15 protein-coding genes and 10 tRNA genes are annotated in these 18,693 nt (G+C 54.2%); 4 read left to right on the top strand and 21 right to left on the bottom strand.

The window, feature by feature from the left end:
• Nucleotides 1-35: 35 nt before the first annotated feature.
• The 15 genes from NQL71_RS30240 to NQL71_RS30170 form a co-directional block, all read right to left on the bottom strand.
• Nucleotides 36-2,645 carry an autotransporter family protein gene (locus tag NQL71_RS30240; RefSeq protein WP_274644539.1) on the bottom strand — a complete coding sequence of 870 codons (2,610 nt, stop codon included), beginning with the start codon at nucleotides 2,643-2,645 and terminating at the stop codon, nucleotides 36-38.
• Nucleotides 2,646-2,982: 337 nt separating this feature from the next.
• A complete protein-coding gene (locus NQL71_RS30235; RefSeq protein WP_274644538.1) occupies nucleotides 2,983-3,201 on the bottom strand; it encodes a hypothetical protein in 219 nt (72 codons plus the stop codon).
• Between the two features lie 694 nt (nucleotides 3,202-3,895).
• Nucleotides 3,896-4,816 carry a recombination-associated protein RdgC gene (rdgC, locus tag NQL71_RS30230; protein WP_274644537.1) on the bottom strand — a complete coding sequence of 307 codons (921 nt, stop codon included), beginning with the start codon at nucleotides 4,814-4,816 and terminating at the stop codon, nucleotides 3,896-3,898.
• An 87-nt stretch (nucleotides 4,817-4,903) separates the two neighbouring features.
• Nucleotides 4,904-4,989: transfer RNA gene (locus NQL71_RS30225), tRNA-Leu, on the bottom strand.
• A 365-nt stretch (nucleotides 4,990-5,354) separates the two neighbouring features.
• Nucleotides 5,355-5,430, bottom strand: a tRNA-Thr gene (locus NQL71_RS30220).
• A gap of 62 nt (nucleotides 5,431-5,492) precedes the next feature.
• Complete coding sequence (locus tag NQL71_RS30215; RefSeq protein WP_274644536.1) at nucleotides 5,493-6,047, bottom strand: hypothetical protein; 555 nt, start codon at nucleotides 6,045-6,047, stop codon at nucleotides 5,493-5,495.
• Nucleotides 6,048-6,107: 60 nt separating this feature from the next.
• Complete coding sequence (locus tag NQL71_RS30210) at nucleotides 6,108-7,097, bottom strand: stealth family protein (RefSeq protein WP_274644535.1); 990 nt, start codon at nucleotides 7,095-7,097, stop codon at nucleotides 6,108-6,110.
• Between the two features lie 520 nt (nucleotides 7,098-7,617).
• Nucleotides 7,618-7,693, bottom strand: a tRNA-Met gene (locus tag NQL71_RS30205).
• Nucleotides 7,694-7,702: 9 nt separating this feature from the next.
• Nucleotides 7,703-7,779, bottom strand: a tRNA-Met gene (locus NQL71_RS30200).
• 251 nt (nucleotides 7,780-8,030) lie between these two features.
• A tRNA-Leu gene (locus NQL71_RS30195) sits at nucleotides 8,031-8,115 on the bottom strand.
• A gap of 59 nt (nucleotides 8,116-8,174) precedes the next feature.
• Nucleotides 8,175-8,262, bottom strand: a tRNA-Ser gene (locus NQL71_RS30190).
• Between the two features lie 133 nt (nucleotides 8,263-8,395).
• A tRNA-Pro gene (locus tag NQL71_RS30185) sits at nucleotides 8,396-8,471 on the bottom strand.
• A 430-nt stretch (nucleotides 8,472-8,901) separates the two neighbouring features.
• A tRNA-Thr gene (locus NQL71_RS30180) sits at nucleotides 8,902-8,977 on the bottom strand.
• A gap of 5 nt (nucleotides 8,978-8,982) precedes the next feature.
• A tRNA-Ser gene (locus NQL71_RS30175) sits at nucleotides 8,983-9,072 on the bottom strand.
• A 44-nt stretch (nucleotides 9,073-9,116) separates the two neighbouring features.
• Nucleotides 9,117-9,205 (bottom strand) — tRNA-Ser (locus NQL71_RS30170).
• 359 nt (nucleotides 9,206-9,564) lie between these two features.
• On the opposite strand from NQL71_RS30170, the gene NQL71_RS30165 reads away from it, so the two are divergent.
• Both NQL71_RS30165 and NQL71_RS30160 read left to right on the top strand, forming a co-directional pair.
• Nucleotides 9,565-9,987, top strand: a complete 423-nt coding sequence (locus NQL71_RS30165; protein ID WP_274644534.1) for a hypothetical protein — start codon at nucleotides 9,565-9,567, stop codon at nucleotides 9,985-9,987.
• A gap of 14 nt (nucleotides 9,988-10,001) precedes the next feature.
• Nucleotides 10,002-10,424: a hypothetical protein gene (locus tag NQL71_RS30160; RefSeq protein ID WP_274644533.1), complete on the top strand. Its 423-nt coding sequence runs from the start codon at nucleotides 10,002-10,004 to the stop codon at nucleotides 10,422-10,424.
• A gap of 27 nt (nucleotides 10,425-10,451) precedes the next feature.
• On the opposite strand, the gene recD2 is transcribed toward NQL71_RS30160, so the two are convergent.
• Entirely contained in the window at nucleotides 10,452-12,641 is a 2,190-nt protein-coding gene (gene recD2, locus NQL71_RS30155) for an SF1B family DNA helicase RecD2 (protein WP_425520705.1), read from the bottom strand.
• Nucleotides 12,642-12,910: 269 nt separating this feature from the next.
• On the opposite strand from recD2, the gene NQL71_RS30150 reads away from it, so the two are divergent.
• Entirely contained in the window at nucleotides 12,911-13,693 is a 783-nt protein-coding gene (locus tag NQL71_RS30150; RefSeq protein WP_274644532.1) for a hypothetical protein, read from the top strand.
• Nucleotides 13,694-13,820: 127 nt separating this feature from the next.
• On the opposite strand, the gene NQL71_RS30145 is transcribed toward NQL71_RS30150, so the two are convergent.
• The 4 genes from NQL71_RS30145 to NQL71_RS30130 form a co-directional block, all read right to left on the bottom strand.
• Nucleotides 13,821-14,228, bottom strand: a complete 408-nt coding sequence (locus NQL71_RS30145) for a hypothetical protein (protein ID WP_274644531.1) — start codon at nucleotides 14,226-14,228, stop codon at nucleotides 13,821-13,823.
• A gap of 122 nt (nucleotides 14,229-14,350) precedes the next feature.
• Nucleotides 14,351-15,175 (bottom strand): flagellin N-terminal helical domain-containing protein, encoded by an 825-nt coding sequence (locus tag NQL71_RS30140; protein WP_274644530.1) that lies wholly within the window; start codon nucleotides 15,173-15,175, stop codon nucleotides 14,351-14,353.
• A 194-nt stretch (nucleotides 15,176-15,369) separates the two neighbouring features.
• Nucleotides 15,370-16,188, bottom strand: coding sequence for a flagellin N-terminal helical domain-containing protein (locus NQL71_RS30135; protein WP_274644529.1), 819 nt, complete (start codon nucleotides 16,186-16,188; stop codon nucleotides 15,370-15,372).
• 190 nt (nucleotides 16,189-16,378) lie between these two features.
• Nucleotides 16,379-17,203: a flagellin N-terminal helical domain-containing protein gene (locus NQL71_RS30130; protein ID WP_274644528.1), complete on the bottom strand. Its 825-nt coding sequence runs from the start codon at nucleotides 17,201-17,203 to the stop codon at nucleotides 16,379-16,381.
• A 381-nt stretch (nucleotides 17,204-17,584) separates the two neighbouring features.
• On the opposite strand from NQL71_RS30130, the gene NQL71_RS30125 reads away from it, so the two are divergent.
• Nucleotides 17,585-17,878: a hypothetical protein gene (locus NQL71_RS30125; protein WP_274644527.1), complete on the top strand. Its 294-nt coding sequence runs from the start codon at nucleotides 17,585-17,587 to the stop codon at nucleotides 17,876-17,878.
• Nucleotides 17,879-17,934: 56 nt separating this feature from the next.
• On the opposite strand, the gene NQL71_RS30120 is transcribed toward NQL71_RS30125, so the two are convergent.
• On the bottom strand, nucleotides 17,935-18,630 hold the full coding sequence (locus tag NQL71_RS30120) for an RNA polymerase sigma factor FliA (RefSeq protein ID WP_274644526.1): 696 nt from the start codon (nucleotides 18,628-18,630) through the stop codon (nucleotides 17,935-17,937).
• Nucleotides 18,631-18,693: the final 63 nt, after the last annotated feature.

The following is an 18,693-nucleotide window of genomic DNA, read 5'->3' as shown; positions in this document are numbered from 1 at the left end:
ACCAGGGCGGGTTGTTGACCATCCATCCCGAGGGATTAGAAGTCGTAACGCACTTTCGCAGTCAGGGTATCAGCTTCGAAACCCGTTTTGGTCAGGCGGTCGTAGCCCAGGCCAACGGTGACAGCTTCCTTGCGGTAGCTGACGCCCATGCCCAGTTCATAGCTGTCACGGGCCGACGAAGCGCCGGTGGTGACGAACGAGTTGCCGCCCAGGACGAAGGTCGACGTGCTGTTGGTGCTGTCCGCGATGAAGTCATGGTAAGCCATGGCTTTAACTTCTGGCTCCAGGACGCCACCAGCCACTTCGAACTGACCAGCCAGACGTACGCCGGCACCCAGTTCACCCACTTCCATGCGCTGCTCACCGGTGGTCAGGTTCGCCGACGAGCTACCTTTTTCGGTGAAGCCATCGATGTTGACGCGGCTGTAGCGTGCAGCAACGCGAGGCTCCACGATCATGCCGTTGTGGATGTCGAAGGCATAACCAGCCAGGGCGTTCATACCCAGCATGTCGCTGTCGTAGTTGCCCTTGGCGGTAGCGCCGGCAACGATTTCACGCTTGGAGTGGTTACGGTTCTGACCATAGGTCAGGCTACCGTCGACAAAGAACTGACCGGAAGTCCAGCTGCCATAGCCAGTGACGGCGTTGGTGTCGACATCCGTATGGTTGCCGTCATCTGCGTCGACGTCGGTGTTGATGGTGCTGAAGGCCAGGCCGAGCACGGTGCTTTCGGTCAGCTGACCGTCGACACCCAGGGAGAAACCCTTGGCTTTGGCGTTGTAACCGTCGATGCCGTCGCGCTTGTCCTGGTCGGAGTCATTATTCAGCGCCTGGAACCAACCGCCGACTTCAGAAACACCTTCGCCCGACGACATACCCTGACGAACGCTGCTCATGCGGGTGCCAACTGCGCTGGACACCATTTGCTGACCGGTAAGAGCAGCCTTGGTACCGCCTACGCCCACTTCTGGGGACAGCTTCTTGGTGATACGGGCGACCGCCTCGACGTCGTCACCAGCGGCCATCAGAGCGGCCAGAACGGTGTCGTTCGGGTTGGTTTTGGCCAGTTCGGTAGCCGCGTTGACGTAAGCTGCGCCGGCACGCTGGGTGTTGGCGTTACCGCCACCGAGAGCAATTACGTGTTTTACTTCTTCAGCCTTCTTCGGCGCTACGGTCACGAACAGTTCGGTGTCGTTGGCGCGAACGTTGGTTACTTGCAGTACCGCCGAGTTGGAGCTGATACCCACGCCTTTGTTTTCCAGGACGTTGGCGGTCAGCAGGCGATATTCACGACCGCCTTCGATGAAGTCACGACCCTGGGCGATGACCTTCACGTTGGAGCCGCTTTCAAACTTGGCGGTACCATCGACGGTGAGGATCGCCGCATCAGTGGTTTCCTCGAAAATTGGCAGGCCCAATGTACCACCGGTGTTGACCGTCAGGTCGCCGTCCAGGCTAGTGTTCATGCTAGCCATGTTCAAAGTGCCGTCCGATGCGATATGCAAGCCCTGGTTGGCTTCGATGCGCTTACCAGCGAAACCAACGTCCCCGGTCACAGTGATCTTCGACAGGCCCAGCAGCTCACCGGCGATACCACCACCTTTCCAGTTCAGATCAGTGTGCTCGTGCCCGTCGATAGCCGTTTCGTTCGAGGAGATCGTGCCGTAGTTGTTGATCTGGAAGTTCGGACTGATGTCTGCGGCGGCTGGTGTCAAGCCAAAACCTTCCACATTGATGGCGACTGTCTCACCCAAAATGCTGCCGTAGTTTTCGATGCCACCGGCGAGGGTAGCGCCATCAACACGGACGCCAACGCTGTTAGCGCCGAGGCCATTGACAAAGCCCCGGTTCACGAAGCTTTTCAGTGTTGACTGGTCATCGAAGTCGATGCCATCGGCATTGTCGCCGTGGGCAATGATGACGCCGGTGTTAATGAAATCACCACCGAAGCTGGAGTTCTCGACGTGCACACCATCAGTGTTGGTACCAAACACGGAGACTTCGGCAGAGTTGCTCACTTCACCGGCGACCGAGGTGCCGTTGGTGAAGTTCAGGCCGGCGCCATGCCAGCCTTGCAGCTTGACGTCGCCGTCGTTAGCAAACTTGCCCGCTACGGTAGCGCGGTTCAGGTCAATACCACGTGCAGGAGCTTGTTCATTTCGACCGGAGATGCTCAATGCACCCGAGTTGATGACATCGCCGCCAACGTGGGTGTTGCGAACGGTCATGCCACTGGCGCCGATGCCATGAGCAATCAGATTGGCGGTGTTGGTAACGTTGCCGCCCACTTGCGACGGACGACCCCAGATGGTGTCGTTCAAATCGACGCTGCCGACTTCGAACGCTGCTGGGTAGTTTACCCCAGTGAAGTCGTCCGAGTTAACATTGGCTTCGTTGGCGATGTCGCCAACCACGTTCACACTTTTCAGCGAGATGCCGTCGGAATCGCCGGCATATTGGCCAGTGATACGGATCGAGTCGAAGTCGGTGCTCTGAACTTCAATGGCACCCTTCTGGTTCACGTAGAAGTTGCTACCGCCGTTCAGGGCGATAGTGCTGTTGACCAGGTTGGTCGCCATGGCTGGAGATGCGGCAGCCATCGCGATTGAGACAGCCAGAAGGCTCTTGCGAAGAACGATGTTCAAATTCGTGATTCCCTATTGCCGAGTTGTTTGTGCGCCTTAATCAATAACGCACAATTGCCGATTGGCGCCATCTTACCCGTACCGAATGTTCTCATGGAAGAGGCAAACTGGTGTGTTTGCAGCCTTCTGGAGCTTTGTGTACGGGCCTTTTGGGCTTCGTTGGGTGAATTTTATGTATGAATTGACATCATGTCAACAAGTGTTTTTTCATCGCATTAAATCGGATTAACAATAGATATATCAATGAGATAGCACAAAATGGTGCGCGATTGACGGCAGACGAACCTAAATTCAAGGCATAAAAAAACCGCCCTAGGGCGGTCATTTGTAGAATCAGCTAATTTACCAACCACTTGGTAAAAACCATCAGTTCCTGCTCCAGCGTGGGCTCAGGCGCGGTCACTTCCTCGATCACAGGCCAAATGGCCTGTTGCTCTGGCTTTTCAGTAAAGATGTCCAGGCACTGCGTTCGAAACAACGCTGTGTGTTTGGCTTCTACCTCCGGCGTGCGGTAGTTCTCTGGAAGTAACCGGGCTAACGGGTTGTAAACACCCATGATCGTTTCCTGTGTACACCGCCAAGCGGATGATGAATATCAATGCACACAACTGCAGCACATCCCCACAACCCAAGCATTTATTGATCATAAATTGCCCAGTGTCTGATGATGACCCTGCCCTCCATGATGCTGACGTTGCCGTGCCCCGTGTTGAAGCTGGCCAATTTTACTAGCCAAATCGGGTGAGTTCCACCCTTGAGAACCTGCGCCCTACTCGGCTCAGGCGACACGCGGCTACGCGAGAGAGAATCGACCCTCCTTGCGGAGCAAGGCTGGCTTTTCCTCACCAAGCTGATTAACCGGTATGGCCTGGACAACAGACTGCCCGCGCAGAATGCTCTCCAGGGCCACCTCACAACGCGATGTGAAGTGATCTGGTCGGATTCAAGGCCAACCCTTCGCCCGCTCACGCTACGGGCCTCATCACGGCTTTGGCTTGCCTACACGTCTATTCCGTAGTGTCAGGGTTCTCGAACACGCATGACGACGCTTCTGCAGCCCGACCACAGCCCGTGAGGACTACGAAGCGCAAGCACTTCTATGGAGGGGTTGCCACCCATTTGAACTGCACCCGGCTGTTCCAGCTACTCATAAACTTGCCTTCGTACGCGCTCAACAGGGCGTTGAAGACCGTTCCAGTTTTCGTGGTCACGGGTGCAGCCAAAATCGCTTACAACGGCCCCAATGGGCTTCAGATGCCCTGTGGCGCCTCTTCCCCGCCCAGTGCTTCCATCAGCGCCGGCAGGAAGTCACGGAAGGTCAGCATCATCAGATTGAAGCTCGCATCCAGCTGACTCAACGCATCGTCGCCGCCGTCTTGTTCAGCCTGATCCATGATCAGATCTTCGAACTTGATGGCCTTGATGTTCATGCGGTCGTCGAGGTTGAAGGACAGTTTGTCCGTCCACGCCAGGGACAACTGGGTCACGACCTTGCCGGTGTCCAGGTGGTTCTTCACCTCATCACTGGTCAAGTCTTGACGCTTGCAACGTACGATGCCGCCGTCTTCATGGGTATCACGCAGTTCGCAGTTGTCCAGCACGAAGAAATCTTCTGCGGCTTTCTGAGTGTTGACCCACTCGGTCATAGTGGCCGACGGCGCGATCTTCACCGTCAGAGGTCGGACAGGCAGCGTGCCGAGCACTTCACGAACGGTGGACAGCAAGTCTTCTGCTTTTTTCGGGCTGGCCGAGTTCACCAGGATCAGACCCTTCTTGAGGTCGATGGCGGCAAACGTCGAGCTGTTGCGAATGAAAGCGCGTGGCAAGAAAGCCTGGATGATCTCGTCTTTGATCTGATCACGCTCTTTCTTGTACACCTTGCGCTGCTGGGACTCTTCGATCTCGTCGACCTTTTCCTTCAGCGCGTCGCGGACGACTGCGCCTGGGAGGATGCGCTCTTGTTTGCGGGCCGAGATCAGCATGAAATCGCCGCTTACATGCACCAGTGGAGCATCTTCACCCTTGCCGAACGGGGCTACGAAACCGTAGGTCGTCAGCTCTTGCGACGCACATGGACGAGCAGGTTTTGTAGCCAGCGCGGTTTCTAAAGCCTCTGCGTCTAGCTCGAGGTCTGTAGTCAGTCGGTATACCAGTAGGTTTTTGAACCACATGCGTCATCACTCCTAGAGAAAATCGATCCAATAAACTTCATGATTTCTTGAGAAACATCACACAACTACATGATGTAAAACAGAAAATGGTGCGCAGCGGGGGACTCGAACCCCCACGCCCGTTGGGCACAACCACCTCAAGGTTGCGTGTCTACCAATTCCACCAGCTGCGCGAAAACTTACTTTACAACGAATCCCTGGGCTTCAGGCGAACAGCTCCTGATATCCCCTGCTTTGTCTTTTTTGCTCTCAAATCCCGCCGATGCCTCTGGCACCACCGAGCAAAGAATCCAAGCGAAGCGATGGCAAATGCCGCTGACCAACCAAGGGTTATTCCGATGGTTAGAAATGCGGCAAGTGCGGCAATGATTAACGCGACCATTCTTGAAAAAACAAAATGAGGCATCGTGGAGTCCCCTAGCTTTTGGCTCTGGGGCCAAGAATCCTCAAACAGTCGTAAATGACCAATAAAAACAGGTTGATCCCCGGCGTAGTGCCCCGGCTCTCGCCTGGCTAGTGCTGAAGATCAACCCAAAAGTGGTGCCGGCAGCAGGAATTGAACCCGCGACCTTCTGATTACAAGTCAGCTGCTCTACCGACTGAGCTATACCGGCGAATACTGTTGTGCCCCTATGATTCTGAACCATTCAGGTCACTTTGGCAATTTATCACAATGTTATTCGAGCTGTTTGTTGCCTGCTCCGGTTCCCGTCCACGCTTCGACAGGCTCCTCACGATTACGCAAAGCTTCGGTCTGAGCCATGAAAATTTTGTAGTAAATGCCCTTGAATACCCTGGTCACCAGCGACTGGATAGCGGTGATGATGTCGCCCAGGGAGTTTTCGATCACAGAGAATGGCCAAACAATGATCCAGGAGGTGATGCGCTCCAGGTTGTTGCTTGGGGCCAGATTGTTGATCGCCTTGTCTTTGTCTTCCTGAGTACGCCACGTGCGTTTTTCAAGAGACTTGACCATGACGCCAACGTACCGCCTGTAGCGCAAGAAGCTCCAAACCACACCGACCGCAAAGTAAGCGACCACATATCCCCAGATGGTGCTGAACGGAATGTCGAAATAGAAATAACTGATTGCCATCGCGACAAGACCGGTGAAAACAGCACTTTTACGATTGCCTGCATGCTCGAAAGCGATACCCAACAACAGCACAATCACCAGTGCCTGCCAGGTCAACAGGTAAGCGGCGAGAAACAAAAACGTTCCTTCAATCACGGGTGCATCCTCAGGGTTGGTCGATTATCGAAACCAGTGGTTGAACCGGCTTAATCGTTGCTACAGCTGCGGTTCGACTTCACGGTGATTCGAGCGCACACGCTGTGGTGCCCTGAACTCAAAACCAGAAGGTCTTGGGAAGCAGTGCTGGTAAAGATCCTGTAGACGCGTGCGCATCAGATCAACATCATCACGATTGTCAGTGGTGTCGTTGATGCACACGGACAGCTTTTGGTTCAAAGCACACAGCATTTCAACCGTCATGTCTTGAAACTCGACGTCATCCGTAAAGAAATACAGGCTTTCGTCTCGGCGGATCTGAGCACGGCCTTTGCCTACGCAATCCACCGGGTAAATGTTGGCCAGGATGCTATGGGCACCCAAAGCCCGAAATTTCTCGCTCCGGGTGGTGTGAAACATCTCCGGATGGTCATGTTCCAACTCCTCCATCCAGGATTTTCTGATCCCCTTTGGAGTATGCGCGACGAATCGGTCGATGGGCGCCACACCGAAGTGCTCTTTGCCCCACCTGTAAGCCATGATCGTATCGTTATGGCCCGTCAGGTTCTTCACACCAAGGTCTTCCGGAATGGCTTCGTCCGTTAGATGGACAGTTGCACCGGCGCCTGCGAAAAAGTCATCGAACTGAACTTGGCGCATCAACAAAACGTCGTCGTTGAACGCGACGAAGTGCTCTGCAAGTCCAGGAATTTTGTGAAGTGCCGACTCAATGGCTCGTGAAGAGAACGTTGGCAGGTACTGCGGGTCGAGAATCTCGGAGTGATCCACCACGTGAACACGTGGATGCTCGACCAAGTACGCGGGACGCTGGTTGTCCGTCACGAGAAAAATCCTGCCCTCGAAAGGCCAGAATTCTTCAATCGAGCGAAGGAGATAACGCAATTCGTCGTTATCACGATAACGCCCTTCCACATTGCCTGTTTCAAAGACGCCAGCAAGGTTGCCCTCGGTGTTTTCGTGTCTCTTTTTGCGCCAGGCTGTGTCTGACCCATCCACCCAGGTGATTACCAGGTCTACAGGAGTATTCATTAGCGCCTCTTCTTATTATTATTGGCTGCTGTGTAATCCTTGGTCTTGAAGCAAGAATTCGTCCCGGTTACTCACGTCCGGGGACACAATCCGCAAGCGGTGTGCCAGGTGGATCGGCCTCTCCGCTATCGAAAGCGAACAAGGTGTTACCGATCATTTTGCTCAGCGCTCGCTGAACTGCACGATGCCTGGTACAGGCTCCGATATTCCTCAGCGCAAGCTTTACGGGCTGCGTCGGATTTAAGTACCTTTCGCCTAGACACTCCAACCGTCATGACAACGGAAGCGATGGCGCAGTAATGCGTAGGGCGAACCCCAGGCATTCGAATAATGGCAACTGGCATTTGATTGCAATTATTCGAATGCCCCCACCCTTTATTTGCCTAAACGGCTAGGGTGGTGCATTCGTCACAAGCTGTACTGGCGAGGTATCAAGGCGGTCGAGCCGCACCTGGCGTTCCCGTTAGCTGTACCCAGTCTTTCGGCAACCCTTTTCAATTGGGCTTACCTGGCTCGTAATTGGTGGGACTAGGGGTGCATCGAACCCCCGACATCTCGATTATGAGTCGAGCGCTCTACCGCTGAGCTATAGTCCCCTTACTGGTTGCGGGCACAGGAATCGAACCTGCAATTTCCGGGTAATGAGCCCAGCGTGGTCTATCTATCCAGTCCACTCGCCCGCCAGACCTTAAAACCTAGAATAACCCCAGGTCTTTCTCATTTTCAACCAATGCCATGTTCGGCTTCATAAGAAAACCTCTCATCACAACAGTTAATCGATTCGGAGCGGTTGCTATTCCACCGCAAAAGTCACCACCCTTTCAGGGGCCGGCTGCAACCTCTAGTTCGAAGGACTGTCCGGCAACAGTGAACTTCGATCTGACTGGGGCCGACACGCATCAGTCTGTCGTGCGTGTACACCCAGCAAGATAATGGTGCGGATGGAGAGACTCGAACTCTCACGCCTTGCGGCGCCGGAACCTAAATCCGGTGTGTCTACCAATTCCACCACATCCGCGTGCTACGTAAACCCTCGTCTGTTGCAAGGCTTAGAAGGCCTCGACGAGAGTTTTTGATTGGCGGGTACGTAGAGATTCGAACTCTAGGGGCTGTTACACCCGACGGTTTTCAAGACCGTTGCCTTAAGCCACTCGGCCACGTACCCAGGGAACTCTTGAAGCTGTTGGTGACCCGCTGTAAGCGTCACTTGTCGCCAAATCTACAGCCTCTACAACCGTTGTCAACACTGACTTGCTGTCATTTATGGGATTAAGCATCACCTGAAACAACAGCGGAAATGGTCGGGGTGAGGGGATTCGAACTCCTGACATCCTGCTCCCAAAGCAGGCGCGCTACCAACTGCGCTACACCCCGATAAAACAGCCTTTCACATCAACCTCTATCACACGGTTGCAGCGTGGTACCGCCCGTGCAACTAGCTGATGAGTCCAGCTGCCAGCCAAAGACTGTAAGGTTATTAAACCCTAAATCACCACTCGATACAGACCAAACGATCTTCTGCTCAAGGGCCAACACGGATTCAAGTCGAAAGAAGCTTCGTTGGCTTCCGCTCCTTCCGCCTGGTTTCACCTAACCAAGGTTAAATACCCTGACCTTTTCAGCTTCAACGGAGTACAGGGGAAATACAGTCCACCCCTGCCACCTCCTCCACCGCTACCCGGCCTAGCAATGCTTGGGGCGGGAGCTTTCAATCATCCTGAAGGGATCAAGAGTGCCAAGTCGCAGAGTCAGGCTCTACTGCGACCGCTTTGCGGATCGTGTGAAACTCACGATACGCTGCACCTGGTGCCGAAAACAGGAATCGAACCTGCGACCTTCGCGTTACGAGTGCGCTGCTCTACCGTCTGAGCTATTTCGGCGTAAATGGCGGACAGGGAGGGATTCGAACCCTCGAGACGTTTTAAGATCTACTCCCTTAGCAGGGGAGCACCTTCGGCCACTCGGTCACCTGTCCTATGTGAATCTCAAATTGTGTAAAGAGCGATGAATCAAAAAAAGTGGCGGATAGTAAAGGGTTCGAACCTTTGTGCCCCTTTCGGGACTCATGCTTTCCAAGCAAGCCCGTTTGACCGCTCCGGCAACTACCCGTAATTACAAAAACAAAAACCCGGAAATTAGATTCCGGGTTTCGTCAGAAGACATAATCCCGGAACACATGTCCGGGCAGAGGACATGCGTCAGTCAGCTGGTGAGCTGGGTGTCAGGCTGGTGAGCGATGATATACTGGACATGATATTTCCTCTGGTGTGATCCCATCTTAGTAGGGCAATTTAGATGAGTCAATACTCTTTCTTTCTTTTTTTTCACAAATTAATCGAAAGCGTTGAGAATTGTGGGTTGCGGCTGTGCGAGAACCTGCATTATCCTGCGGGAATACCCAGTTATGGCAATTTATGTGCATTGTTTGGTGCCTGCTGGACATGCTCATTATAGACAGGTTCTGCTCATGTACATGCCCTTCCCGTATAACAGCACCACCCCGCTCCACCAGGTCGCCGTAGAAATCCAAGGCGCCAGTATTCCCGTCTACCTATTGCTGGGCAACAAACCGGTGGATGATGCGATACTCAACGTGGCCAAGGACAGCATCAGGGACTTTCCCTTCAGCAAGTTCATGTCACCTGACATGCTCGACTTGGCCCTGGATAAAGCTGCCGAGAACCACTACCCCGAGCACCTCAAAACAAACCCTGGCCACACGGTCAGCAAGAGCGCTTTCAAGAAAGGTCTGAAGCCTCTGAGCGCGACGCTGTGGATCGACGGCAGCTGGGGCGTCACCTTCGTACCTGACACCGGTATCCTCGGCTCCAGACATGTGTGCGTCAGCTTCCCGGTCGACCGCCCTGAATTCACCTCCGTAATTGCCTGAAGAGATCGAATCAGATGATGACCCCCGCAGCAGCCCTCGGCCTAGCCCTAAAAGACCAGGTCAAATTCGGCAAAGAAACGCTGACCGTCATAGGCACTGTCGACGTGGGCACGCACCAGGAACCCTTGCTGATCTCCGAGACTGGCAAGAAGTTCTTCGGCACGTTGTATATCGCACACCTGCTGAGCATCCTGGGAGAGCCAGTGCCGATGGTGGAAGAAGATGATGGGTTTTACATACCAGCAGATGACGCCCCACTGACAATAACCGCAGAGCCTGCTGCCAACAAAGTGACCGAAGCTGTCGAAGCGATGGATGCGCCAGCCACCAGTCCCGAGAGCGCACTCCCAGAATCTATGCCGTTGGATGATGAACCTGATATCCCTGCGGACGAACTGGAGCTGGTGAAAGCCTACGCGCTAAACGAGCTGATTTAGCCTTCGCCGAGTTCTACATGGCCGCCATTACGCGGCCATTTTTTCGAGCCAATATTTCAAGCCGGTGAGCCGGCGTTCGCTGCCTACGCGACTGATCGCGGTCTTCAGCGCTTTGAGCTCTCCGACATACACCATGAACTGCTTTGCGCGAGTGGTACCGGTGTAAAAGATGCTCCGGAAAAGCATGTTGTAGTGAGACATCGAGCAGGGAATGATCACGCACGGGTATTCGGAGCCCTGGCTTTTGTGGATGGTTTGCGCGTAGTTCAGCCTCAATTGGGCAAGATCCGCAAACGCATAAACGATCTTTGCGCCCTCAATCATGGCCGTCACCTCGCGGCGAGGAACGTCGACCGCTATGACCCTGCCGACCTCACCATTCATCACCCCAAGGGCCTGGTTGTTCTCAACATGCATAACTTTGTCACCCAGGCAGAACTCGACATTGATGTCGTCCTGCTTGAGTTTGATGCCCTTACCCAGGTTTTTACCGTTCAGCTTTTTCTGTAGCCGGTTGTTAAGCTCGTACATCCCCACAGCGCCCATGCGCATCGGGGTCAATACCTGGATGTCATCAAACGGGTCAAAGCCATATTTTGCGCTCAACCGGTCGATAAGCCCGATGATCGTATCCGCAGTTTCCTCGTCAGATTTCGTGTTGAGGAACCAGAAGTCCGAGTCTTTATCGCCGTTGGCCAAGATCGGCATCCGACCGTTGTTCATCTCCGTGGCGTTTAGGGCAATCATGCTCGAGGCGCTCGTGCGATACAGGTCGGTCAGGCGCTGATACGGAATCACCTCTGAGTCGATCATGTCCTTGAGCACACGCCCTGCCCCGACCGATTCGAGTTGATCAACGTCGCCCACAAAGACCAGTCGCGTGCCTGTCGCCACTGCCTGAATCAGCGAGTAACACAACATGGTGTCGGTCATTGAAAATTCGTCGACGACAATCACACTGAACGGCAGTTGGCACTCTTCGTTGAAGTTGAAACCACCATCTGGGCTGAATCCAAGGGCACGGTGAATCGTGAATGCCGGTAGGCCTGTCGAATGCTCAAGCCGTTTGGAGGCTTTACCCGTCGGAGCGCTCGGCAGCATGTCCCCATCAACAGCCCCTAAACCAATTCTGCAGCATTCCAGGAGCACGCGCATGATGGTTGTTTTTCCGGTGCCTGGGCCCCCGGTGATGATCGAGAGTGGGTTGCACAGCGCGAGCTTAACGGCACGACGTTGATTCAGGGACAGTTCCTTTCCTACCCGACTCTGAGCCTCATTCACCAGATCATCGAGCGCCTCCGGATCAATCTCAACCGTAATGCGCGGGCCCAACAAGCGCTTAACGTGTTTGGCGATCCCCCGCTCCGCCCAATACAGGTTAACCGGGAAAAGGAATGGCGCACCTTCTACCTCCAGCTCCATCGCGTGCTTCTCAGCGACCAGCCGGGGGATGACCGTTTTGATTTTACCAGCCTCAACCGCACCGTTTGGCTTGAGCAGTTTTTCGGTGGCCGCCACCAAAGTTACTTCTGGGACGCCGGTGCTGCCGGTGGCCCGTACAACGCCCTCCAGCGAATGGACGAGACCGGCCAGGATGCGATCCGGATCGTCAATGGCAATGTTCATCTGACGACCGATGCTGTCGGCAATGGTGAAACCGACGCCCGGAATGTCAGTGCAAAGCTTGTAGGGGTTTTCCTTGATGCGGTTGACGGCGTTAAAGGTGTAGACGTCGTGGATCTTCTTGACCAGGTAAGTGCCGAGGCCGAAACCACTCAAGAACAACAGAATGCTTCGGTATCCCAGCTGCGCCCGCAGCCCTTCGGTGAGATCCTTGATCCGCGCCGGCCCAAAACCTTTTACCTTTTTGAGCTTTGCCGGCTCGTTTTCGATCACATACAGCAAATCTACGCCGAACGCCTCAACCAAGCGCTTGCCAAGTACCGTACTGATGCCTTTGATCCGGCCTGCCAGAATATAGGCCTCGATTGCCTCTTTCGAGGTTGGAATCTGCGGCAGGATGGTTTTGGTTTTGAATTGGGGCTTACCGTCGTACTTCACCCATTCCCCGGTGCACACAACCACGTCACCTTCGAAGAGCTCCTGGTCGGTACCGGTGACAGTGACGACACGCTCGCCGAGCCGCAGTTCGAAAATGATGAAGCCATTTCCATTACGGAGTCGGACTCCATCAATAACGCCGGTTAGCTGCTCCACGTTGGTGATCCCTTCAAAAGTGAGCCGTTATGGTATCAATTCAAACCCTATGTTGCCAATCCAATATCGAATAACCACTGATCCTGGTGCACTCCTGTCCAGCCCGAAAGACCAAGTTTGGGTAGATTGGACTCAAAACGAAGGCGATGAATTACCAAAATTCAAATAAATCAATGTTTTTATCGAAAAACACACATAAATTAGTTGTGCAAGTTAATCGGATAATTATAATGCAGACATAATATCAATATATGGTCTTTATTCATAAAATGGCCTCTCCAAACTTTTCCCAACCTCCTCATTTGTCTGCGGTTAAGTCCGGAGATTTCGTCGGCCTCGAAGGGTTGTTGCCGGCCCGACTCAAAGTGTCTGAACCACTGCACTTGAAGTTGGTGGCGGACGCCGGGGAGATCATTCAAGAGGCGATTAAAGCAACAGTTAATCCCGCTGTTCAACAAGCTCTTGTAAGTGCTCCAGCACTCCCTGTTTTTACCGCACCTGCGAAACCGAAGGCTGAACCCATCCGCCAGACGGTGACGGAAAAGGTTTATGCGTATCAAACGCTGGGTGAGTCTATCTTTACCAGAGACTTCTATCCTTTGGATGAGTCCGAAGATCTGGTGTTCGAGCACCGTATCGAGTCGCGCTTTTACGAGACGGCTGAAGAAGCAATGGCCGCTCTACGGAAAATGGTCAGTACCACGAGAATCAACTTTGCCGACCAGGTCGAAATCGTTTCCAGGTTCTTCTACATTGCTGATTACCGCTACCGCAAGTTTGCCTTCAAGGCGCGTGTCGGCCTGTACCTGAAAACGGAATGGAAAGCCGACAAGGCCGCGTGCGTCCGTCAACTGGAAGAGCTGAACGACTCTACCCTACCGTCCCTTGAGGCACGCCTAGAGAATCAACTGTCGGTACACGACACCGCTCGCAAGCTCGACCTGTTACCAAGCAAAGAGTTTACCGAACGGGATTTCACCCTGATGAGCCTCGGGGCCTTTGGCACCCTGTGTGTGGCTCTGCACGGCATCTTTAGTGGATGGCTCTTGTAAGAAAGAGGCAAGCCGCATCATGGATGCGGAGCACCGACTTCTCTCCGCACCTGTCCAGCTCTGGCTGACGCCAACGCCCCTTTGATCACCAGGCCATCGCCGCCCGAATGCGAAGATCGCTGCTCGCTTAGAGCGCGTTGAGCACGGCCTCAAGATCGGCTTGGGTGTGCGTGTGCGCCGCCATGGCCAAAAACTGCTTGTAGGGGATTTCAACGATTTCGCCCCCTCTGAACCCCTCATCCAGCAAGAAGTCACGTACCCGCCTCACTTCCTCTAGGGGGTCACCGTGAAGCTCATGGTTGTTCGTCAGCCAGCCAAAAAGATCCGCGTCAAACGAAGGCCATTCTTCTGGGTAGTCGATGTCGAGATCATCCATCAGCTCATCAAGACGTTGATCAAACCCGTCATCCTCGTGCCGGATAATGGCTGCTAACCGCGCATCCGGGGTGACATCAAACTTCATCACAAAACTGCGAGCATCTGGGTATAAATCACTGCCTTCGTAAACGAAGTGAAAACTGACCAGAGCATCCATTGAAAACACCTTCTGCAGGGCAAAACACAAGAAACAATCGCCAACCAACTGGCCATAAAAAAAGCACCCAGCGGGTGCTTTCTGATGCTGAGCAAGCCCGTTTCCACGGGCCCGCCGAGCGATTACTGAAGCAGTTTCAGAACCGACTGAGTCGACTGGTTGGCCTGGCTCAGAACGCTGGTGCCGGCCTGCTGCAGGATCTGGGCACGGGTCATGTTTGCCACTTCAACAGCGTAATCGGCGTCTTCGATACGCGACTTGGCGGCGGACAGGTTGGTGGAGCTGGTTTGCAGGTTGCTTACGACGGAGTCGAAACGGTTCAGGGTCGCACCCAGGGTTGCACGAGCGGTGTCGACTTTCTTCAGCGCTGCGTCGACGGAGGTGATGGTGGCGTTGGAGGTGGTGCTGTCCGTTACGGCCAGGGCGTCTACAGCCAGGGTGGCGCTGGTAGCGTCAACAGTGGCAACGTCAATTTTGTCGTTGGTGGTGGTGTTGCCGCCGACCTGGATGCTCAGGGCTGCAGTAACGGTACCGTCCAGCAAGTGCGTGCCGTTGAACGTGGTGGAACCGGCGATGCGGTCGATTTCTTTGACGCGTTCGTCGATTTCAGTTTTGATCGAAGTGCGGTCGTCAGCGGTGTTGGTGTCGGAAGCCGCTTGCACAGCCAGCTCGCGGATACGCTGCAGGTTGTCGTTGATACGGCTCAGGCCGCCTTCCATCGTTTGCACCATCGACACGCCGTCGTTGGCGTTACGCTCGGCTTGCGCCATGCCTTTGACCTGCGCGGTCATGCGGTTGGCGATGGCCTGGCCAGCGGCGTCGTCCTTCGAAGAGTTGATGCGCATGCCGGAGCTCAGACGCTCCATCGCGGTGCTCAGGCTGTTGCCGGAGCTGATCAGGTTCTTCTGAGCAATCAGGGAACTCATGTTGGTATTGATAACGGCCATATATCTGCTCTCTTTTTTTGTTTCGGCTCTAGCGCCTCAATACCTAACTAATCGGACAAGTTATTCGAATTCTTTAGTCAATTTATGAAATATATTTAACTGTTTCTTCAGCAATGAAAAACGCCCTGCAAGCAGGGCGTTTTTTTGTTCTCTAGCGTTGTCAATTCATTGAATAATCAACAACGGGCGCCAGATTACTGGAGCAGCTTCAAAACGCTTTGAGTCGACTGGTTAGCCTGGCTCAGAACGCTGGTGCCGGCTTGTTGCAGGATCTGGGCGCGGGTCATGTTCGCAACTTCGACGGCGTAATCGGCGTCTTCGATGCGGGACTTGGCAGCGGACAGGTTGGTGGAGCTGGTTTGCAGGTTGCTGACCACGGAATCGAAGCGGTTCAGGGTAGCACCCAAGGTAGCACGAGCGGTATCGACCGATTTCAGCGCGGCGTCGACAGAGGTAATGGCGGCGTTGGAGGTCGTGTTGTCCGTTACGGCCAGGGCGCCTACGGCCAGGGTGGCGCTGGTGGCGTCAACGGTGGAAACGGCGATCTTGTCGTTGGCAGTAGTGTTGCCGCCGACCTGGATGTTCAGCGTTGCTACGCCGTTCAGCAAGTTCGTGCCGTTGAAGGTCGTCGAGCCGGCGATGCGGTCGATTTCCTTCACACGCTCACCGATTTCCGTTGCAATCGAAGTACGGTCGTCGGCGGTGTTGGTGTCGGAAGCCGCTTGCACAGCGAGTTCGCGGATACGCTGCAGGTTGTCGTTGATGCGGCTCAGGCCGCCTTCCATCGTTTGCACCATCGACACGCCGTCGTTGGCGTTACGCTCAGCTTGCGCCATGCCTTTGACCTGGGCGGTCATGCGGTTAGCGATGGCCTGGCCAGCGGCGTCGTCCTTGGACGAGTTGATGCGCATGCCAGAGCTCAGACGCTCCATGGCGGTGCTCAGGCTGTTGCCGGAACTGACCAGGTTCTTCTGAGCAATCAGGGAACTCATGTTGGTGTTGATAACTGACATATCTCTGCTCTCTTTTTTGTTTCGGCTCTAGCGCCTCAATACCTAACTAATCGGTCTGCTGGAACAGTTCTTTACTCAATTTATTGAATATATTGAATTTATTTTTTTAAAACAAAAACGCCCTGCAAGCAGGGCGTTTTTTAGTTCTAGCCGGTGTCAATTCATTGAATAATTAACACCTGGCGCCAGATTACTGGAGCAGTTTCAGAACCGACTGAGTCGATTGGTTCGCCTGGCTCAGGACGCTGGTACCGGCTTGTTGCAGGATCTGGGCGCGGGTCATGTTCGCAACTTCGACGGCGTAGTCGGCGTCTTCGATGCGGGACTTGGCAGCGGACAGGTTGGTGGAGCTGGTTTGCAGGTTGCTGACCACGGAGTCGAAACGGTTCAGGGTAGCACCCAGAGTCGAACGAGCGGTGTCGACCGATTTCAGCGCGGTGTCGACCAGGCCGATAGCGGTGTTGGCGTTGGCGTTGGTGTCAACCAGAACGGCAGCAGCGGTAGTGCCCAGGGTGGTGCTGGTGGCGCTTACAGTTGCCACGGCGATCTTGTCGTTGGCAGTAGTGTTGCCGCCGACCTGGATGTTCAGCGTGCTGACAGCGTTCAGCAGGTTCGTGCCGTTGAAGGTCGTCGAGCCGGCGATACGGTCGATTTCCTTGATGCGTTCGTCGATTTCAGTTTTGATCGAGGTACGGTCGTCGGCGGTGTTGGTGTCGGAAGCGCCTTGAACAGCCAGCTCGCGGATACGCTGCAGGTTGTCGTTGATGCGGCTCAGGCCACCTTCCATCGTTTGCACCATCGACACGCCGTCGTTGGCGTTACGCTCAGCTTGCGCCATGCCTTTGACCTGGGCGGTCATGCGGTTAGCGATGGCCTGGCCAGCGGCGTCGTCCTTCGAAGAGTTGATGCGCATGCCGGAGCTCAGACGCTCCATCGCGGTGCTCAGGCTGTTGCCGGAGCTGATCAGGTTCTTCTGAGCAATCAGGGAGCTCATGTTGGTGTTAATAACAGACATCGGTAGTTCCTTTTGTGGTCTGGCTGAGTGCCTTCTAACCCATAAATCGGAACGGACTTTACGAACCTTTAACATCAACTAGAAAAATAATTGAAAATTTTTTTAGCCCCTCGAAAATTGTTGAATCTTTATTAGTATGGAACACGCTTTAATGCCTTTTATATATGGCGTTAATCGAGTTTTAACCAAATCGGAAAGCTCCAGGTGTCCACGCGCAGAGAAATTTCGCCGCAGGGTCTTCCCCTCCCCCACGGATGCTGATTTAAATGGGAAACTGATGGCTTTTTGGTTGCTTTGAGGCTGCGAATGTAGCTACACTTCAACCACAAAGAGAGATCTGGCGAAATGCCTGCCTCAAAGTTATAAGAAGGAGACGGAAACATGGTACCCGAAGGCATTGAAGTCAGAATCAAAGCGAGAGATGAGCAGCAATTCGATCATTTCGTCAGCGTCATGACGCCACTGTTTCAGGATTCACTCATCATCGAGACTGCAGAACGACGGGTCGGCTACCATTTGCTTGAGGTTTTCTACTGCGATCCGGATCTTTTGCAGATCGACCTGCGTTTCCACCAGCCTGCACTGGCGTACATCCGCGAGTCCGCCACCGATCCCCGCCGCCTGCTGGTAGAGCTGATCCTAGCCCTGAACGAACCTGCACAAGTACCGGGATAAAACGCTGGTCAAGAAAAAGCCGGAGCATGGGCTCCGGCTTGTTTTCGCAGCGTCGATCAGGCGGCCAACGTCGCTCGGATCTTGGCGACCGCACGGACGTGAAGCTGGCTCACTCGGGATTCACAGACCCCCAGCACCAGCCCAATCTCTTTGAGGTTCATCTCCTCAAGATAGTACATGCCCAGGGCTTTCTGCTCACGCTCACTGAGCAGGGAGATGGCCTTGACGACCTCTTCCCGCTTACTGCTGTCGAGCAGTTCGTCCAGTGGAGAGCCGGTATGAGCCGACGAGCGATCTTCTACAGCTTCAGCGCCAAGAAGGTCATATGACAATATTACTCCATTGTTTGACTCCCCAAGCCAGAGTTGATACTCCTTTAGGGTCATGTTCATGTGCTCAGCCACTTCACGCTCTTCAGGTGCCCTTCCCAGCACCTTACTCAAGTCACTCACAGCCTTTGAAATTTCACGAGCCATCCGACGGTAGCGTCGCGGTACCCAGTCAAGCTTACGCACTTCATCGAGAATCGCCCCATGGATCCGCAATCTCGCGTACGACTCAAAACTGGTTCCCTTGGTAGGGTCGTACTTTTTCACCGCATCCATCAACCCAAAGGTACCGCCCTGGATCAGATCATCCAGATCGACGTTGCCCGGCAATTGAACGCGCATGTGCAGTGCGACCCTCCTCACTAACGGCAGGTGTGCCTCAATCAGATCATTGTCGTTGATTTTGCCTTGAGCATTGTACATACAGCGGGTGTCCCCTTATTTTTTACAACAGTCTGCCTCGATGCTCAGAGGCAGAATTGTCGA

The organism is Pseudomonas serbica (assembly GCF_028823535.1).
GTDB lineage: Bacteria > Pseudomonadota > Gammaproteobacteria > Pseudomonadales > Pseudomonadaceae > Aquipseudomonas > Aquipseudomonas serbica.
Note: the sequence above shows the minus strand (reverse complement) of the source record. Positions and strands in the feature narration are given on the sequence as shown.

Coding starts and splice junctions, on each gene's coding strand:
- NQL71_RS30120 (WP_274644526.1), bottom strand. CDS start 18,630: ATGTACAATGCTCAAGGCAAAATCAACGACAATGATCTGATTGAGGCA.
- NQL71_RS30140 (WP_274644530.1), bottom strand. CDS start 15,175: ATGGCCGTTATCAATACCAACATGAGTTCCCTGATTGCTCAGAAGAAC.
- NQL71_RS30145 (WP_274644531.1), bottom strand. CDS start 14,228: ATGGATGCTCTGGTCAGTTTTCACTTCGTTTACGAAGGCAGTGATTTA.
- NQL71_RS30150 (WP_274644532.1), top strand. CDS start 12,911: ATGGCCTCTCCAAACTTTTCCCAACCTCCTCATTTGTCTGCGGTTAAG.
- NQL71_RS30135 (WP_274644529.1), bottom strand. CDS start 16,188: ATGTCAGTTATCAACACCAACATGAGTTCCCTGATTGCTCAGAAGAAC.
- NQL71_RS30160 (WP_274644533.1), top strand. CDS start 10,002: ATGATGACCCCCGCAGCAGCCCTCGGCCTAGCCCTAAAAGACCAGGTC.
- rdgC (WP_274644537.1), bottom strand. CDS start 4,816: ATGTGGTTCAAAAACCTACTGGTATACCGACTGACTACAGACCTCGAG.
- NQL71_RS30210 (WP_274644535.1), bottom strand. CDS start 7,097: ATGAATACTCCTGTAGACCTGGTAATCACCTGGGTGGATGGGTCAGAC.
- NQL71_RS30235 (WP_274644538.1), bottom strand. CDS start 3,201: ATGGGTGTTTACAACCCGTTAGCCCGGTTACTTCCAGAGAACTACCGC.
- NQL71_RS30130 (WP_274644528.1), bottom strand. CDS start 17,203: ATGTCTGTTATTAACACCAACATGAGCTCCCTGATTGCTCAGAAGAAC.
- NQL71_RS30165 (WP_274644534.1), top strand. CDS start 9,565: ATGTACATGCCCTTCCCGTATAACAGCACCACCCCGCTCCACCAGGTC.
- NQL71_RS30125 (WP_274644527.1), top strand. CDS start 17,585: ATGGTACCCGAAGGCATTGAAGTCAGAATCAAAGCGAGAGATGAGCAG.